General features: G+C 73.8%; 14 protein-coding genes. 8 read left to right on the top strand and 6 right to left on the bottom strand.

The genetic code is table 11. The features are described from left to right. Nucleotides 1–131 precede the first annotated feature (131 nt). Nucleotides 132–1,664, bottom strand: coding sequence for an MFS transporter (locus tag ACIBQ8_RS09405; RefSeq protein WP_397191675.1), 1,533 nt, complete (start codon nt 1,662–1,664; stop codon nt 132–134). A gap of 320 nt (nt 1,665–1,984) precedes the next feature. Here ACIBQ8_RS09405 and ACIBQ8_RS09400 point away from each other — a divergent pair, with 320 nt between their 5' ends. Next, complete coding sequence (locus ACIBQ8_RS09400; RefSeq protein WP_397191674.1) at nt 1,985–2,614, top strand: alpha-ketoglutarate-dependent dioxygenase AlkB; 630 nt, start codon at nt 1,985–1,987, stop codon at nt 2,612–2,614. A 98-nt stretch (nt 2,615–2,712) separates the two neighbouring features. On the opposite strand, the gene ACIBQ8_RS09395 is transcribed toward ACIBQ8_RS09400, so the two are convergent. The 4 genes from ACIBQ8_RS09395 to ACIBQ8_RS09380 all read right to left on the bottom strand — a co-directional run bounded on the left by ACIBQ8_RS09395 (nt 2,713) and on the right by ACIBQ8_RS09380 (nt 7,011). Then, nucleotides 2,713–3,792, bottom strand: a complete 1,080-nt coding sequence (locus tag ACIBQ8_RS09395; protein ID WP_397191673.1) for an oxidoreductase — start codon at nt 3,790–3,792, stop codon at nt 2,713–2,715. Nucleotides 3,793–3,947: 155 nt separating this feature from the next. After that, nucleotides 3,948–4,865: a D-alanyl-D-alanine carboxypeptidase family protein gene (locus ACIBQ8_RS09390; RefSeq protein ID WP_397191672.1), complete on the bottom strand. Its 918-nt coding sequence runs from the start codon at nt 4,863–4,865 to the stop codon at nt 3,948–3,950. Nucleotides 4,866–4,990: 125 nt separating this feature from the next. After that, nucleotides 4,991–6,169 carry a glycosyltransferase family 4 protein gene (locus ACIBQ8_RS09385; RefSeq protein ID WP_397175124.1) on the bottom strand — a complete coding sequence of 393 codons (1,179 nt, stop codon included), beginning with the start codon at nt 6,167–6,169 and terminating at the stop codon, nt 4,991–4,993. Further along, complete coding sequence (locus ACIBQ8_RS09380) at nt 6,166–7,011, bottom strand: sulfotransferase family protein (protein WP_397175126.1); 846 nt, start codon at nt 7,009–7,011, stop codon at nt 6,166–6,168. The genes ACIBQ8_RS09385 and ACIBQ8_RS09380 overlap by 4 nt, the downstream gene beginning before the upstream one ends. Before the next feature lie 192 nt (nt 7,012–7,203). Here ACIBQ8_RS09380 and ACIBQ8_RS09375 point away from each other — a divergent pair, with 192 nt between their 5' ends. After that, nucleotides 7,204–8,190 carry a LacI family DNA-binding transcriptional regulator gene (locus tag ACIBQ8_RS09375; RefSeq protein WP_397175455.1) on the top strand — a complete coding sequence of 329 codons (987 nt, stop codon included), beginning with the start codon at nt 7,204–7,206 and terminating at the stop codon, nt 8,188–8,190. A gap of 39 nt (nt 8,191–8,229) precedes the next feature. Continuing rightward, a complete protein-coding gene (locus ACIBQ8_RS09370) occupies nt 8,230–8,874 on the top strand; it encodes a phosphatase PAP2 family protein (RefSeq protein WP_397191671.1) in 645 nt (214 codons plus the stop codon). Here the strand turns inward: ACIBQ8_RS09370 and ACIBQ8_RS09365 are convergent. Beyond that, the gene (locus tag ACIBQ8_RS09365; protein WP_397191957.1) at nt 8,813–9,799 is read right to left on the bottom strand and encodes a LacI family DNA-binding transcriptional regulator; all 987 of its coding nucleotides are present in this window, start codon (nt 9,797–9,799) and stop codon (nt 8,813–8,815) included. The two genes, ACIBQ8_RS09370 and ACIBQ8_RS09365, sit on opposite strands and share 62 nt — an antisense overlap. Nucleotides 9,800–10,046: 247 nt before the next feature. Between ACIBQ8_RS09365 and ACIBQ8_RS09360 the strand changes: the two genes are divergently transcribed. The 5 genes from ACIBQ8_RS09360 to ACIBQ8_RS09340 all read left to right on the top strand — a co-directional run bounded on the left by ACIBQ8_RS09360 (nt 10,047) and on the right by ACIBQ8_RS09340 (nt 17,320). Next, nucleotides 10,047–12,248: an RICIN domain-containing protein gene (locus tag ACIBQ8_RS09360; RefSeq protein WP_397191670.1), complete on the top strand. Its 2,202-nt coding sequence runs from the start codon at nt 10,047–10,049 to the stop codon at nt 12,246–12,248. A 75-nt stretch (nt 12,249–12,323) separates the two neighbouring features. Next, complete coding sequence (locus ACIBQ8_RS09355) at nt 12,324–13,643, top strand: ABC transporter substrate-binding protein (RefSeq protein ID WP_397191669.1); 1,320 nt, start codon at nt 12,324–12,326, stop codon at nt 13,641–13,643. Then, a complete protein-coding gene (locus tag ACIBQ8_RS09350) occupies nt 13,643–14,563 on the top strand; it encodes a carbohydrate ABC transporter permease (protein WP_397191668.1) in 921 nt (306 codons plus the stop codon). Before ACIBQ8_RS09355 ends, ACIBQ8_RS09350 begins: the two co-directional genes overlap by 1 nt. 37 nt (nt 14,564–14,600) lie before the next feature. Then, nucleotides 14,601–15,416: a carbohydrate ABC transporter permease gene (locus ACIBQ8_RS09345; protein ID WP_397175133.1), complete on the top strand. Its 816-nt coding sequence runs from the start codon at nt 14,601–14,603 to the stop codon at nt 15,414–15,416. After that, a complete protein-coding gene (locus tag ACIBQ8_RS09340; protein ID WP_397191667.1) occupies nt 15,413–17,320 on the top strand; it encodes a DUF5107 domain-containing protein in 1,908 nt (635 codons plus the stop codon). The genes ACIBQ8_RS09345 and ACIBQ8_RS09340 overlap by 4 nt, the downstream gene beginning before the upstream one ends. Nucleotides 17,321–17,333: the final 13 nt, after the last annotated feature.

Raw genomic sequence — 17,333 nt, 5'->3', positions numbered from 1 at the left:
CCCGCTGGTTACGCCCACTTGGTACGGCCATCGCGCACGCCCATCGGGCCGACCCTGCACGGGCTCCGCGCGCTCGCCTCATGGCTGCCCGGGTGGGGCCGCCATCGCGTGCTGGGGCCTGCGCCTCCTGCTCACGCCTGCTGACTGCGGCGGCGGCGGAGGATGCAGACGGCCACGGCCTGTAAGGCCGCGCCGGTCAGCAGGGCGGCGGCGGCCGAGTGGGCGCTCAGTGGGCCCGCCAGCGCCGATCCGACGGCGAACGAGGTGATCTTGAGGCTGGCGCCGGTCGTGAACACCTGACTGCGCAGCTTGGCGGGGGCCTCGCGTTGCCGCACCGCGAACAGCGCCGTCAGCTGCGGCCCCTCGCCCACGCCCACCAGCCCCGCCGCGACCACCGCGATCCAGTACGCCGCCGCCGTCCCCACCAGGGCCGTTCCCGCCAGACCCGTCCCTGCCGACGTTGTTTGCGTCGGCGTCGTTCCCGCCGGGTCCCGTGCCAGAGCTGTCCCCGCGGGGGCTGTTTCCGCAGGGGGTGTTTCCGCCGGGGCATTTGCCGTCACGGCCGTCTCTGCAAGGGCCGTCCCTGCTACGGCCGTTCCGGTCGTGGCTGTTGCTGCCATGGCGGCCAACGCCATGCCCGCGCCGACCAGCGCGGTGGACCAGGCCAGGGTTGTGTCCCACGCAGGCGTCCGGTTCCGGCGACGGGGGCCGCCGCGCCAGGCCAGGAGTCCGTTCGCGGCCAGGCCGGCCGCCGCCGTGACGGCCAGCAGCAGCGTGCCGCGGCTGCTGTCGCCCGTGAGCTCCAGCCCCAGCACCGGCGCCGACACCACGAACATGCCCGCCCCGGCGCACGAGACCATCGACCCGACGGTGGCCCGTCCCAGCACCCGGTTCCCGAGCACCGCCCGAACCCCGGCCGCCATCTCCCGCGCAACCGCTCCCGCAGCCCGTACCGGCGAGGCGAAGCGGCCGAAGCGCCCCGGCTCGCCGATCTGCTCGTCTCCTGTGGGCAGGTCGTGGCCGATCGGCCGGTTGCGTGCGGGCCGGTCGCTCGTGGGGTGGGTCGGGGTGGGCAGGGGGTGGGGCTGGTTGTGGGTGGGTTTGTTGTGGGGGTGGCGGGTGGGGAGGGTCCAGGCTGTAGGGAGGGCGATGAGGAGGAGGGCTACGGAGATGAGGACCGCCGCCGTCCCGCCTGCCGCTGCCGCGATCACGCCGACCGCTGCCGGACCGGCCAGCCCCGCGATGTTGTACGTCATGGCGTCGAGCGCGGTGGCCCGTGCCAACCGTCCCTGATCGGGGCCGGAGACCAGGGGGAGTTGCCCCGTCCAGCCGCCGGTCAGGGCGGGCCCCGCTAGGCCGGTCACCACGGCCAGTGCCACCAGCGCCGGTCCGGGCACCCGTCCGACGCCTGCCGCAACCAGCAGCAGGCCGGACGCGTACCCGAGCAGGCAGCACGCCAGCAACCGGCCCGGACGGCGGGCGCGGTCCAGCAGGACGCCGAGCAGCGGCCCGCCGACGGCCGCCGAGACGGTCAGCCCGGCCAGCAGCGATGCCCCGAGCAGTGGAGAGCCGGTGGCAGCGAGCCCGGCTACCAGGAGGGCGGGTCCGGACATCTCGTCGCCGGTCCGGGCCGCGACCACACCGATCATGTAACGCCTCAACATCAGCAAGACGTTACAGGATCCGTGTTAAGAGCCGGCCAGGGCGGGGAAGGGGTCGGGTGATCGTCCCGCGCGGGTCCCGCGCCCGCCGACGGCGACCCGCCCGGCCTGTACGGACTGCGTACCGCACAGGCCGGGCACTTTCCCGCCCGCCAAGCTGGCCAGCCGGCGTCCGGAGCCGGGCACCTTCCCGCACCCCGAGCCGCGCCAACCCGCACCCCGAGCCGCGCCAACCCGCACCCCGAGCCGCGCCAGCCCGCATCCCAAGTCGGTCAGCCGCCCGAGTCGAATGTGTGTTTGAACAATGGCGTAGACTCGATCTCATGAAAGCCGCGTTCCAAGCATCTCTGCTGGGTCTCGACGAGGAGCTCGGCGTCGGGCGGCTGGGCGCCACGGTCCGCCGGACGTACCTCGATCACGGAGCCTGGATCGACCTGCGGCCCGGCTGGCTGACGGGGGCCGACACGCTGTTCGCGCGGCTGGCCGAGACGGTGCCGTGGCGTGCCGAGCGCCGCCGGATGTACGACCGGGTCCTCGACGTCCCGCGCCTGCTCAAGTTCTACGACGAGGGCGAGACGCTGCCCGACCCCGTCCTCGACCAGGCCAGAGCGGCGCTCGACGCCCACTACGGCGACGAGCTGGGCGAGCCCTTCCGCACCGCGGGCCTGTGCTTCTACCGCGACGGCCGCGACAGCGTGGCCTGGCACGGCGACACCGTCGGGCGGGGCAGCAGCGAGGACACCATGGTCGCGATCGTCTCGGTGGGCAGCCCGCGTCCGCTCCTGCTGCGCCCGCGCGGCGGCGGCCCCTCGATCCGCCGCGACCTCGGGCACGGCGACCTCATCGTCATGGGCGGAAGCTGCCAGCGGACGTGGGAGCACGCCATCCCCAAGACCGCCCGGCCCGCGGGGCCGCGCATCAGCATCCAGTTCAGGCCGCGCGGCGTCCGCTGACCCGCCGCGCCCGCCGCGCCCGCGTTCCCGCCATGCCCGCCATGCACGGCAGGCCCCGCAGGCCCGCCGTGCCCCTTGCGTCCCCTGTGCGGCGCGAGCTAGCGGAGGCGGAGACGGGCTATGCGGCCCTGCTCGCCGGAGGCCCAGCAGGACAGGTCCGGGGTGCACGAGACCGTGTCGAACGAGCCGCCGTCGAAGGTCTCCCAGCGGGCCCCGCCGGAGTACGTCACGTCGCTGCCCGTGGGCCCGACGGCGATGGCCGCGAACGGCAGGTGCGGCAGCCACGTCACCCCCGACCGGTACGCGGGCGGCGGGGTCGTGGCGGTGCGCCAGGTGGCGCCGCCGTCCCTGGTGACCGCGGCGGCGTTCGGGGAGGGGAGGCCGGGCTGGTAGTCGCCGCCGACCGCGATCCCGCGGTGCCGGTCGCGGAAGGCCAGCGCGAAGACGCCCTTCGCCGGGTCGGCGGCCGGGATCGGGGTGTCGGAGACGGTCCACGTACGCCCGCGGTCGGCCGAACGGAACACGCGTGACCGCTCGCCGCCGCCGGTGGCGATCCAGGCGTCGCGTCCGCCCGCGGTCACCAGGCACTGGCCGCTCGCCGCGAAACCGGCCTCGCCGGGCAGCGCGTCCGGCATGCCGGTGGACGGGAGCACCTGCCAGCTACGGCCGCCGTCCTCGGTGGCCAGGAGGCGGAACCTGCCGCCCACCGGGTCGCTCATGGCCAGGCCGTGGCGGCGGTCGAAGAAGGCCATGCAGTCGTAGAAGGCGGTCGGCTCGTCGTTCCTGAAGGACTCGGTCCAGGTGCGGCCGCCGTCCTCGGTGCGGTAGACGCGGCCGTCCGTGCCCGTGCCGATCGACAGGACGAGGGCGTGGCGGGCGTCGAACGCCTCCACGTCGCGGAACTGGAGGGACTCGGCGCCGGGCGGGGAGACGTTCTGCCAGGTGCGGCCGCCGTCCACGGTGCGCAGGACGGTTCCGCCGGTGCCGGCGGCCCACACGACGTCCCTGCTCACGGGCGCGAGGCCGCGGAAGCGGGCGGTCACGCCGGTCTCCTTCAGCTCCCAGCCGAGGCCCGCGCCGGGGCCGCCGGGGCCGCCGGGGGTGGCGGCGTGGGCGGGGAGCGGGGCGGCGAGCACGAGCGCCGCGGACAGCACGCTCATCGCGATGCGAACGTTCATGCCGGGCAAACTAACCCAAGAGATCACGAGCGTCCATCATGCGGACATGCCAGGCGACCCAGGAGACGCCGCCTGTCATGTGGCGGGGGGACGGGGAGGGATCTGAAGGCAGTGCGGGTGGGGGAGGGGCCGCGCGGTGGTGCGGTGGGACGGCGTCAGGCGGCGGTGCGGGCGGGGGCCCAGGAGAGGAGGGCCTGGGCGGTGTCGAAGCGGCGGCTGGAGACCGACTCGCCCAGAATCACGCCCACCAGCCGCTGCCCGTCCCGCTCACCGGCGAAGGCCAGGCTGTATCCCGCCGCGCGGGTGAACCCCGTCTTCAACCCGATCACCCCGGGCTCGGCGAGCAGGCGGTTGGTGTTGCGCCAGCCGTACGCGCCGTGCTCCCCGGTCGCGGCGACCTCGTGGTACCGGGTCCCGGCCACGCCTTCGATCAGCGGCACCTGGAGGGCCTTGGCGGCCAGCACCGCCTGGTCGCGGGCGGTGGACCAGCCGTCGCCCGCCGGCGTGGGCAGCCCGTCGGCGTTGACGTACCGGGTGTCGTTCATGCCGAGCGAGCGGGCGGTGGCGTTCATCTTGTCGACGAACCCCGGAACGCCGGGCCCGTACGTACGGGCCAGCGCGTGAGCGGCGTCGGCGCCCGAGGGCAGCATGAGCGCGTAGAGCAGCTCACCCACCGGCAGCCGGTCGCCGGGCCGCAGGTCGGCGGTGGTGCCGCCGCCGTCCTCGGCGTACCGCGCGTCCTGGGGGGCGATCTCCACCATGTCCGTGGGCTTGGCCGACTGCAGGACGACGTACGCCGTCATGGTCTTGGTGAGGCTGGCGATCGGCATGCGGGTGTCGGCGGCCTTGCCGAACAGGGCGGCGCCGGACCGGGCGTCCATCAGGTAGGCGGCCCGGCCGTACACGGCGGGGGCCCCGGCGTCGGCGGCGGAGGCGGCGAGGAGGGAGGGGGCCGCGGCGGACGGGGTAGCGGCGGACGGGGGCGCGGTCTGCGCGTACGCGGGCACGCCCAGCCCCGTGACCAGGGCGAAGGCGCCTGCGAACGCGGTGAGTCGAGCTTTCCGGTTACGCATGCATCCCAGGCTGCCGCCCGGTTTGGCGTGCGTTTGACGATTTGAGGCAAAATCTGTGACCGAATCGTTAGAAACCCCGCCGGGGCCGGAGGATCCACCAGGTAGATCTTTCCGTGCCGCGCCCCTCAGCGGCCCGTCCAGAGGTTGTCCGCCACCCGTTGCCCCCGCGTCAGCCCGGAGAACAGCTCCTCCCACATCGGCATCACGACCTCCGGCCCGTACGCCCGCGACGTCGCCGCCGCCGCCTCGCCCATCCGCACCCGCAGCTCCCGGTCGCCGATCACCCGGATCAGCGCCGCGGCCAGCGCGTCCACGTCCCTGGGCGGCACCAGGACGCCGTCCACGCCGTCGGTCAGCACGTCCCGCGGCCCGGTCGGGCAGTCGAAGGCGACCACGGGCAGCGCGTGCGTCATGGCCTCGATCATCACCATGGGCAGGCCCTCGAAGCGGGAGCTGAGCGCGTACACCGACGCCTCGGCCAGCTCCTTCTCCAGCCGCTCGGTACGGCCGGGCAGCGTCACGTGCTCGGCCAGCCCGTGCCGGGCGATCAGCCCGGCGAGCTGGCTGCGGCGCGGCCCGGTGCCGAAGACGCGCAGCCGCCACTCCGGATGCACCCGCACGACCTGCGCGAACGCCTCGATGAGCAGGTCGAACCCCTTCTGTGGCACCAGCCGCCCGGCCGCCACCACCACCGGATTCACCTGCCGGGAGCGTTCCTGCTCCACCCGGTGGACGGCGTTCGGGATCACCACCACCGGCGTGTCCGGCAGCAGGCGCTGGTATTCGAGCTTGTTGGTCCGGGTCAGCACGGTGACCGCGGCGAACCTGCCGTAGTGGCGGGCGATCTCCCTGCGGATCGTGTCGGGGTAGGCCGACAGGTTCATGTGCTCCTGCGCGATCCTGACGACGTCGGCGGGCGTGCGGCGGGCGGAGATCAGGTTCAGCGCGGGCCTGGTCGTCACCAGGACGCCGCCGGACAGGCCGGAGACGTAGTCCATCGCGGCGCGTTCCACCCGCTCGGTGAAGTAGTCGGCGGCGAACTCGCCGCGCGGCACGATCTTGCCGCGGATCCGCCGCCACGCCTTGCGGCCGACGGAGTCGGGCTGCCTGCCCCCGCGCTGGTCCACCAGCGTGGTGACGGTGACGCGGGGGTCGATCGCGAACTGCGGGGTATCGCGCCGCCGCACCAGGCTGACCAGCTCGACGTCGTGCCCGGCCGCGGTCATCGCGTTCGCCTGGTTGACCACCGTGCGGATCGTGCCGCCCATGCCGTAGGCGTGCAGCATCAGGTAGCGGATCTTCACGCGAGGTACCCCCAGGTCCGGGCGATGGGCTTGAGGGGTTCGGGGATCTGGTCGGGGGCGGGCAGCTCGCGGGCGGGCTGGACGGTCCCCGTCCTGATCTTGTCCCGCCAGTCGCCGAGCCCCTTCTCCAGCACCTGCTGCCGGCCGTAGGAGAGCATCCGCGGCTCCCACTCCAGGCCCAGGAACGCGCAGATCTCGCGGGTGACGCGCTCGGGCTCGGCGCTCAGCTCCTCGTACCTGACGGTCAGCCCCGGCAGCGCGGCCCTGGCCTTCTGCACGGCCTTCATGTACCGCAGGGCGTCGAGGGCGGCCTCCTCGGGGGTGCGCCGGTCCGGGCTGGCCTCGTGCCAGGACGTGGCGATGGAGGCGGGGTGGCGCAGCAGGAAGACGAAGCGGGCGTCCGGCCAGCAGGCGGCGATGCGCTGGTGGGCGAAGGCGTTGGCGGGGGTCTTGTCCACGACGTACCGCTTGCCGCTGCGGACCAGCTCGCGGTGCAGCACCCGGTCCCACAGCAGATGTTCCAGGTCGGCCTGGTTGTGCCCGAGCGCGGCCATCGCCTTGGCCGCCAGCGGAGTGCCGAACTGCACCCGCAGCCGGCGTACGTGCAGCTCGTGGGGGGCGTGCAGGTCCGGGTGGGCGTTGAGGATCGCGCGCAGGAGCGTGGAGCCGGACCGTACGGGGGACAGGAGGAAGACGGGGGATTCGAGCAGCCGGTCGGTTAGCGGATCCGCGGGCGGTCTGATCTCGGGAGCGGGCGGGGGAGAGGGCGCGTTCCCGACTCGCTCGATCTGGAATCCGGTGAACCTGACCAGCGCCTTGTTGACGTGCCGCTGCCAGTTCATGGCGAGGCAGACTACCTACCGTTCCTGGCAGTTACCTGGCAGCGTCAGGCCGTCGACCAGGCATGCCGCGGGTTCGCGGGGGCCGTTGGCGGCCGCCGCACGGTCGCGCGGGACGGCCCCGGGCCTGTTAGCGTTACCGCTGACAGGAGGTGAGCGGCGGTGAAAGCGAAGGGCGACAGGCCGGCGGTGCTCATGGACGTGGCCGTGCTCGCCGGCGTCTCGGCCATGACCGTCTCGCGCGTGCTCAACGCGCCCGACCGGGTCCGCGCGGAGACCAGGGCCCGCGTCATGGCCGCGGTGCGCGAGCTCGACTACCGGCCCAACCAGGCCGCCCGCCAGCTCGTCACCGGCAGGTCCGGGGTGCTCGGCGTGGTCAGCATCGACACCACCCTCTACGGCCCGGCCTCCACGCTCTACTGCATCGAGCAGGCGGCCAGGCGGGCCGGCTACAACGTCAGCATCGCCAGCCTGCCCTCGCTCAGCCGCAGGTCGATGGAGGAGGGCGTGCAGCGGCTGCGCGCCCAGGCGGTCGACGGCGTGATCATCGTGGCGCCGCACGAATCGGCCGCCGACGGCCTGCGCCACCTGCCGCCGGAGATGCCGGTGGTGGCCGTCGACGCCGGCGACGACATCCCGGTGCCGGTGGCCAAGGTCGACCAGCAGGCGGGCGCCCGGCGGGTCACCCGCCACCTGCTCAGCCTGGGCCACGAGACGGTCTGGCACGTCGCCGGCCCGGCCGACTGGCTCGACGCCAACGGCCGCATCGAGGGCTGGCGCGGCGTGCTGGAGGCGGCCGGCCGGGAGGTGCCCGAGGTGCTGCGCGGCGACTGGAGCGCCCGCTCGGGCTACCAGCTCGGCCGCCGCCTCTGCGAGAACCCCGACGTCACCGCCGTGTTCGTGGCCAACGACCAGATGGCGCTCGGCGTGCTGCGCGCGCTGCGCGAGGCCGGTCGCCGGGTGCCCGAGGACGTCAGCGTGGCCGGGTTCGACGACATCCCCGAGTCGGCCTACTTCTGGCCGCCGCTGACCACCGTGCGCCAGGATTTCGGCGAGGTCGGCAGGCACGCCTTCCACCTGCTGCTCGACTTCATGGCCGGGCACGAGCCCGAGCCGCGGCGGCTGGTCGAGCCCGAGCTGGTGGTCAGGGAGAGCACGGGAGCCAGGCCGTCCCGGGCATGATCGGCGTGATCGGCGGGCAGGTGTAGGGCCGTCGCGGAGGTGATCGGCTGGATGATGCTGCTCGAACGTTTCGACGCCTGGGACAAACGGGCCTTCGACCGGGTCGCGCGCTCCGACCTGCCCGTGCTCGACGCCCTGCTGCCGCATCTGTCGTCGGCGGCCGACAACTCGGTCCTGTGGGGGCTGGTGGCGGGGCTGCTGATGATGACCGGGCGGCCACGACTGCAGCGGGCGGGCGTGCGCGGGCTGCTGGCGATCTCGCTGGCCAGCCCGCTGACCAGCATGGTCGTCAAGCAGGCGATCCGCAGGCCGCGCCCGATCACGGACCTCATCCCGGTGATCCGGCGCCGCCGGGTGCCGGCGTCCTCGTCGCTGCCGTCGGGGCACAGCGCGTCCGCGGTCGCCTTCGCGGTGGCGGTCGCCAGGGACGCGCCGCTGCCGGTGGCCACCTCGGTCACGCTGCTCGCGGCCGCGGTGGCCGCCTCCCGCGTGTACGTGGGCGCCCACTACCCGGGCGACGTGCTGGCCGGGATCGCCGTCGGGGCGGCGGCGGGCTGGAGCGCCCCGGGCTGCGGACGCTGGCTGCGCCGCGCCCTGGCCGCGTACGCCGCGCCGCGGGAGGTCAGGCGGGGCCGCTGCTGGCCCGGACGATCAGCGTCGAGCGCAGCAACTGCAGGGAGTTGACCGGCGGGCGGCCCTCGTCCAGGGAGCGCAGCAGCAGCTCGATGGCCTGCCTGGTCATCTCCCTGCTCGGGACGGCGACCGTGGTGAGGGCGGGGTGCGTCACCCGTACCTCGTCGATGTCGTCGTGGCCGACCACCGACAGGTCGCCGGGCACCGAGCGCCCGCCCAGCCGGGCCGCCTCCAGCGCGCCCAGCGCGAGGATGTCGTGGGTGCAGAACACCGCGGTCACGCCGGGGTCGGCGGTCAGGGCCGCGGTGGCGGCGGTGAAGCCGCCCATCGCCGTCGGCTCCGGCGCGGTGAAGACGGCCGCGGCGGGCACGTCGAGGCCGTCGCGGGCGAACGCGCGCCGGAACCCCCGCACGCGCAGCGCGTGCGGCGCGCTGCTCAGCACCGCGACCCGCTCGTGGCCCAGCTCGCGCAGATGCCGCCCGGCCAGGTATCCGGCCTGCTCGTAGTCGATCGTGACGACGGGCAGGGTGTCGGGCACCTCGCTCTCCCACGCGCACAGCGCCACGGGGAAGCGCGCGTCGGCCAGGAGCGGCAGGTGCTCGGTGAGGCCGTTGTCGCCGGCGATCAGCAGGGCGTCGACCGAGCGGCTGGTCAGGCCGGTGATGTGCCGGCGGGCCCGCTCGCCGTCGAGGCGGGTGGTGCACAGCAGCAGGTGGTAGCCGTGCTCCTCCAGGACGTTCTCCGCCTCCTCGACCACGGCCGAGTAGAACGAGCTGGCCACCGTCGGCACGAACAGGCCGACGGTCATGGTGGTGCCGGTGGCCAGGGAGCGGGCGACCAGGTTGGGGGTGTAGCCGAGCTCGGCGATGGCCGCGCGCACCCTGGCCTCGGTCTCGGGGCGGACGCGTACGCGGCCGGTGACCACGTTGGAGACCGTCTGCTTGGTGACCCCGGCCCGCTCGGCCACGTCCTGCATCGTGACCACGCGGCCTCCAAGGGGGGTTTGACCGGTCCAATGACGTCGCCCCGAAACGTAGCCGCCGGGCGAGGATCTCGTCAACCATCGTGCGCATTACGTGCCGTTTGACCGGACAAGAGAGCAAGAACGGAAAATCGGGCTTGTTTGAGCGGTCAAATCTGGCATATGGTCCGGCCACGCGGTTCCGGCTCTGGTTCCCCCCAGGGCCCGCCAGATGTGGCGGGCCCGACAGAAAGGAGCACCCGTGTCCCCCCATCGCAACGTGCTCGCCGCCGCCGCCGCGGCCCTGACGCTGGTCCTGGGCGGCTCCCTGACCGCCCCGGCCGCCTCGGCCGCACCGCCCGACGCCACCTACACGATCACCGTCGGCTCCACCGGCCGCTACGCCCACCCCACCGACACCCCGGCGGCCACCTACATCGACAAGGACGGCACCTTCTACTTCCAGCAGTCGGCCGCCCTCTACGGCGCCAACGACCCCCGCTACTGGGACTTCTTCACCGGCGCGAACTTCGAGACCGCCACCCGCTCGGCCGCGATCAGCGACGCCGTCAACCCGGCCAACTCCGCCGACCGCAACAACGACACGACCTGGCGCTGCGACAACAGCCCGACCGGCGTCGAGGCGACCCCCGCCGGCGCGGGCTCGGGGTACGCCCACAAGAACTACTGCGACCTGGTCGGCGTCTGGGTGGACCCCGACACCGGCGACTGGTACGGCCTGGTGCACAACGAGTTCACCCCCCAGCCCTTCGGCGACGGCCTGCACTACGACTCGCTCGACTACGCCGTCTCCCGCAACCAGGGCCGGGTGTGGACCATCCTCGGCCACGCGATCACCTCGCCGTACAGCACGAAGCGCAACGACGCCGCGGCCTTCCCCAACCAGACCTACGACTACGGCGACGGCGACCCGCGCCTGTTCGCCGACCCGGTCTCGGGCTACTTCTACGTCTACTACGGCTCGCGGATCATCCCGAAGGGCGGCGTGGGCGGCGGCAACGGCGGCCTGGCGCACGTGGCGCGGGCGCCGATGTCGGCCAAGATGGCGACCGGCTCGTGGACCAAGTGGTACGACGGCTCCTGGTCGCAGCCCGGCGTGGGCGGCAAGGAGAGCAACATGGTGCCGGTCACCGCCGCCAACCCCCGGGGCTACACGCCCGTGGGCGGCGACTACGACCCCGCCAACACCGGCACGGTCGACCAGCAGATCGCCGCCGGGGAGCTGCCGCCGAAGTCCGACCTGTTCATCATGAACATCGCCTACGACGCCCACCTCGGCCTCTACCTCGGCGAGCCGGAGGTCGTCTCCGGCCGCCGGCCGCAGCGTCTCTACGTCACCGACGACCTGGCGACCCAGCGGTGGCGCCTGATCGGCGACACCGGGAGCTACGTCTCCGGCTCCTGGTACCGCTGGTTCCTCGACGACGTCAGCAGGACCGGCTCGGCCGTCGTCGGCAGGACGTTCCGCTCGTACTGCTCGATCGAGTGCGCGACCTCCAGCGGCGAGTACGCCAACCTCACCGTCACCTCCACCGCGCCCGCCCCCGCCCCTGCGGACCCGGCCAGGACCTACCGGATCGGCACCGGGGCGGGCCGCGTCCTGGCCCAGGTCTCCGGCGGCCCGGCGACCACCTCCGCCGCCGCCCCGACCGGCTCGCCCCTGGAGAGCTGGACGTTCACCTCCAACGGCGACGGCTCCTACCGCATCGCCAACGCCTCGACCGGCGGGCTGCTCGGCGTGGACGCGGCCACGACGGCCGGCCGCGCCTGGGGGGCCAAGCCGGTCGTCACCGCGCCCGGCGCGGGCGGGCCCACCGCGGGCCAGCAGTGGTTCGCAGTGCCGGCGGGGAGCGGCCACCGGCTGGTCAACCGCTACAGCGGCCTCGCGCTCGCCCTGACGGCGGAGGCGTCCCGACCGGCCGAGACCACCCCCGTACGCCACTGGAGCGACACCTCCGGCGGGACGGTCGGCGGTCGCCGCACGGCCGCCGAGCAGACCCTGACGCTGACCGACACCGGCGCCTCGGGCGGCGACCTGAGCGGCACCCACACCCTGACCGCCGCCGGCAAGGCCCTGGACGACCCCGACCACTCCACCACCCCGGGCACCCCGCTGATCACCTGGACCCCCAACTCCGGCGCCAACCAGCGCTGGGTCCTCACCCGCCAGCCGGACGGCTCCTACCAGCTCGCCAACGGCCTGTCCAAGCTCTGCGCGGACGTCAGCGGCGGCTCGACCGCCGCCGGCGCCAAGGTGATCCAGTGGACGTGCACCGGCGCCGCGAACCAGCGCTGGCAGGTCACCCCCGCCCCCGCGGGCGGCTACCGGATCGCCTCGCAGAAGAGCGGGCTGCTGCTCACCACGGCCTCCACCGCCGACGGCGCGCTCGTCACCCAGCAGGCCGACACCGGCTCGGCGCTGCAGCGCTGGACCGTCGGCTGACCATCCTCCGGCGGGGCCCCGTCCGGGCCCCGCCGGGCCACCCCCCGAATCTCACAGGACAGGCGGTGCCGCTCGATGAGCTCATCCCGATCCCTCCCCCTCCGCCGGACGTTCGCCGGGCTGGCCGCCGGCGCGCTGGCCCTCGGCCTGGTCACCGCCTGCGGCGGCGGCGCCCAGGACGCGGCCGGCCAGGAGCTCGTCTACTGGTCGATGTGGAAGCAGGGCGAACCCCAGCAGGTGGCCCTGGCGGCCGCGATCACCCGCTTCACCCGGGCCACCGGCGTCAAGGTCAAGGTCGAGTGGGCCGGCCGCGACGTGGTCAAGCAGAAGCTGCCCGCCGCGCTCACCACGTCGAAGGTGCCGGACGTGGTCGACCAGTCCGACGACACGATCCGGCCGTTCATGGTGACCCCGGGCGTGGCCCGGGGACTGGCCAGGGTGTACGAGGCCGACGTGCCCGGCGAGACGGGCAAGAAGGTCAAGGACGTCATCCCGGCCAAATACTCGCAGAGCCCGGCGTTGCGGCTGCCGGACGGCCAGCCGTACATGGTGCCCTACAGCGTGGCCGGCATCGGCCTGTTCTACGACGCCGCCACCCTCACCGAGGCGCCGCCGAAGGACTGGACCGCGTTCCTGGCGCTGCTCGGCAGGCTCAAGGACGGCGGCCGGACGGCCCCGCTCACCGCCGACGGCGAACAGTACTGGTCCGACTCGTACTGGATGAACTACTACCTCTACCGGACGATCGGCGCGGACGGCCTCAAGGCCATCGCCGAGGACCGCACCGGGCAGTCGTGGAAGAAGCCCGAGGTGCTGGCCGCCGCCCGGCAGATCGAGCGGTTCGCCAAGGAGGGCTACCTGCTCAAGGGGTACGACGCCAGCAAATACCCCGAGCAGCAGAAGAACTGGGCCCAGGGCCGGGCCGCGTTCATGATCATGGGTTCCTGGCTGCCCGGCGAGGTCGGCTCGTACGCCAGGGCCGGGTTCAGGCCCGCCTCCATGCCCTTCCCCGAGGTCGGCGGCCCGGCCAAGGGCGAGGAGGTCGTGCAGTTCGGCTTCGCGATGCCCGCCAAGGCCAGGAACGTCGAGGCCGGCGAGCGGTTCATCGCCTACCTGACGACCAAGGAGTTCGCCGACGACCTGGCCAGGACGGCCTCCGTGCTCTCGCCGCGGGCCGACGCGTTCGTGCCCGAGGCGCTGGCCGGGGTGAAGCGGCAGCTCGACAGCGTGCCCGAGACCTTCCCGTTCGCGGCCGGGCTCAGCGTGCCGGGCTGGACCGACAAGGTCTACTACCCGGCGGTGGGCGAGCTGTTCAACGGCAGGCTCACCGCGCAGGGGTTCGTGGACAAGATCAGCGCGGTCCAGGCCGGTTTCTGGAAGAACCAGGGCAGCTGATGGCGGCCGAACCCGGGATGCGGCCCGGACCTGCCGTACGGGCCCGGCAGCGGGCCTTCGTCCCCATGGTCGGGCCGGCCCTGGCGCTGCTGGCCGTCTTCGTCCTCGGCCCGGCCTGCTACGCGGTGTGGATCAGCCTCCAGCAGACCGCCGGGTACGGCGACTCGCGCTTCGTCGGCCTGCGCAACTACGCCCGCCTGCTGGGCGACCCGGTCTTCCGCACCGCGCTGCTCAACACCCTGAAGCTGCTGGTCGTCGGCGGCGGCGTGACGTTCGCCGCCGGGTTCGCGCTCACGATGGTGCTCAGGGAGATGCGCGGGCGGCTGGTCGCGCGCAACGTCCTGTTCTTCCCCAACATCGTCAGCGCGCTGGTGCCGGCCATCGTGGCGGGTTTCCTGTTCAACCCCGACGGGCTGGTCAACACCGTGCTGAGGAGCGTGTTCGGGGTGAGCGACCCGCCCAAGTGGCTGGCCGTGGACAACACGTTCACGCTCATCATGATCGTGGCGATCTGGGCGGCCGTCGGGTACTACACCACGATCATCATGGCCGCCGTCGACCGCATCCCCGCCTCCTTCTACGAGGACTGCGCGCTGCTCGGGGCCACGTCCTGGCAGCGGCTGCGGCACGTCACGATCCCGCTGACCTGGGACGTGCTCAGCGTCTGCGCGCTGCTGTGGACCATCAGCTCGATCAAGGTGTTCGAGCTGGTGCTGGTGTTCGGCGGCGGCACCGCGGGCACGCCGCCGAGCAGCACCTGGACCGTCGCCCTCTACAGCTACGCGGCCACGTACGGCGGCTCCGGCTCGCCGCCCGAGCTGGGGATGACCGCCGCCAGCGCGCTGTTCAGCCTGCTGATCGCGGCGGCCGTGGTGCTCCTGCTGCGGCGGGCGCTCGACCGTGAAGCCGTCCGGTTCTGAAAGGGGGCCGACCATGAGACCGACGAGGCTCGCGCCCGTGAGGGCGCCCTTGAAGGCAGCCGTCTGGGCGGTCGTCGCCGCCGACGTGGCGCTGCTGGCGTGGGTGCTGAGCACGTCGCTGAAGAGCACCCGCGACGTGTTCGACCATCCCTGGCGGCTGCCGATCCCGCCGACGCTGGACAACTACCTGACCGCGCTGGAGGTCGGGAACTTCGGCCGGGCAGCGGTCAACAGCGCGGTCGTGGGCGTGCTGTCGTCGGTGCTGGCCGTGGCGGTCGCCGCGCCGGCCGCGTACGCGCTGACCCGGACCGCGAACCGCGCGGGACGGCCGCTGACGCTGCTGTTCGCGCTCGGGACCGGCGTGCCCACGCAGGTCGTCCTGCTGCCGATCTTCCTCATGCTGAGCAGCCTGGAGCTCACCTCCACCCTGACCGGCCTCACCCTGGCCTACGTCGGCACGGCCATGCCGTTCACCGTCTTCCTGCTGACCGGCTTCTTCCGGTCGCTGCCCGGCGAGCTGGAGGAGGCCGCCGCGCTGGACGGCGCCGGGGTGTGGCGGACGTTCCTGCGCATCGTGGTGCCGGTCGCCCGGCCGGGGCTGGTCACCGTGTTCGTGCTGCAGCTCATCGTCTCCTGGAACGAGACCATGCTCGCCCTGGTGCTGATGCAGGACGACGAGAAGGAGACGCTGCCGGTGGCGCTGATCGGCTTCGCCCAGCAGCAGCAGTACACCGGCACCAACTGGGGCGGTATGTTCGCCGGCGTCTGCGTGGTCGTGCTGCCCATGGTGGTCCTGTTCGCCTGGGTGGGACGCCGCGTCACCGAAGGCATCACCTTGGGGATGGGGAAATGACGACGACCGTCCGCCGCACCACGATCACTCTGCCGGTCGCCCTGCCCGGCCCGGACAACCCGCTGCCGCCCCTCGCCGCGGCCGCCGGGCCCGCGGCCACGGTCGCCGGCGCGCCGCCCGACATGGCCTTCCAGCTCTCCTACGGCAGGCTCGCCTCCGTGCTGCCCTGCCGCGTCCAGGACGGCTACGACCGGGCGCGCCGGCCCCGCCGGGTCGAGGCGATCCAGCTCGCCAACGACCGGCTGACCGCGACCGTGCTGCCCGGCTGGGGCGGACGGCTGTACTCGCTGGTCCACCGCGACCACGGCGAGCTGCTCTACCGGAACCCGGTGCTGCAACCGGCGAACTTCGGGCTGACCGGCGCCTGGTTCTCCGGCGGCGTGGAATGGAACTCCGGCTCGACCGGGCACACCACGCTGACCTGCCGCCCGGTGTTCGCCGGGGAGGCCGAGGGGCCCGACGGCACGCCGATGCTGCGGGTGTGGGAGTGGGAACGCACCCGGGACCTGCCGTACCAGGTCGACTTCTGGCTGCCGCGCGGGTCGGACTTCCTGTACGTGGGCGTGCGCATGCGCAACCCGCACGCGCACGAGGTGCCGGCGTACTGGTGGTCGAACATCGCCGTCCCCGAGACCGGGCGGACGCGCGTGCTCGCCCCGGCCGGCACGGCCTGGCACTTCGGCTACGCCGGGCGGCTCGAACAGGTCCCGATCCCGGTCTGGGACGGCCTGGACCGCAGCTACCCGGCCCGCGCCGGCCACGCCGCCGACTACTTCTTCGAGCTCGGCGACCGCCGTCCGTGGATCGCCGCGCTCGACGGCTCCGGCGCGGGCCTCGTGCACACCTCCACCCGGTCGCTGCGCGGGCGCAAGCTCTTCCTGTGGGGACGCGGGCCGGGCGGGCGCCGCTGGCAGGACTGGCTCACCGAGCCCGGCACCGGCGGCTACCTGGAGATCCAGGCGGGGCTGGCCCGTACCCAGCTCGAACACGTGCCGCTGCCCGGCGGGGGCGAGTTCTCCTGGCTGGAGGCGTACGGGCCGCTGCGCGCCGGCCCCGCGGCCGTGCACGGCGCGGACTGGACGGCGGCGGTGCGGGCGGCCGAGGAGGAGCTGGCGGCCCGGCTGCCGGCCGAGGAGGTTTCGGCCGCCTGGCGCAAGTGGCGGCCGCACGCCGACCAGGAGCCCGTCCGGATCCTGGCGGAGGGGTCCGGCTGGGGGGCCCTTGAGGTGTCGCGCGCCGGCGTCGCCACGCCCGGCACCCCGTTCCCCGGCTCCACCCTCGGCCCCGACCAGTCGCCCTGGCTGACCCTCCTCGCCACCGGCGCCTTCCCCCCTCCTGAGCCCTCTTCCGGCGCGGATCCCGGGCACAGCCTGGTGTCCGGGCCGTGGCGGCGGCTGCTGGAGGGGGCGCCGGAGACCTGGGTGACGGCCTACCACCTGGGCGTGGCCGCCTGGCACGCGGGGGACCGCGAGGGGGCCGTACGCGCGTGGCGGCGCTCCGCCGAGCTGCGCCCGAACCCCTGGGCAACCCGCTGCCTGGCCCACACCACCACAGACCCGGACGAGCGGGCCGACCTGTATCTCGCAGCCCTCGGCCAGGCGGCACACCCGCTCCGGAAGCCCCTGGCGGCGGAGGCCGCCGTCGCGCTGCTGGAGGCCGGCCGGGCCGCCGAGTGCCTGGCCGTCCTGGACACGCTGCCCGAGACCGGCAGGGCCGTCCTGCTCCGCGCCCGCGCCCTGCTCGCCGCCGGGGACCGGGACGGCGCCCGCGCGCTGTTCGACGCCGGCTTCGACGTCGAGGACCTGCGGGAGGGTGAGGCCGTCCTGCACGAGACGTGGTCGCGCCTGACCGCCGACCCGCTGCCCGGACGCTACGACTTCCGCATGCACCCGGACGACGCCTGACCCCTCAGGCGCG

This window comes from Nonomuraea sp. NPDC049646 (assembly GCF_044465525.1).
GTDB lineage: Bacteria > Actinomycetota > Actinomycetes > Streptosporangiales > Streptosporangiaceae > Nonomuraea.
Note: the sequence above shows the minus strand (reverse complement) of the source record. Positions and strands in the feature narration are given on the sequence as shown.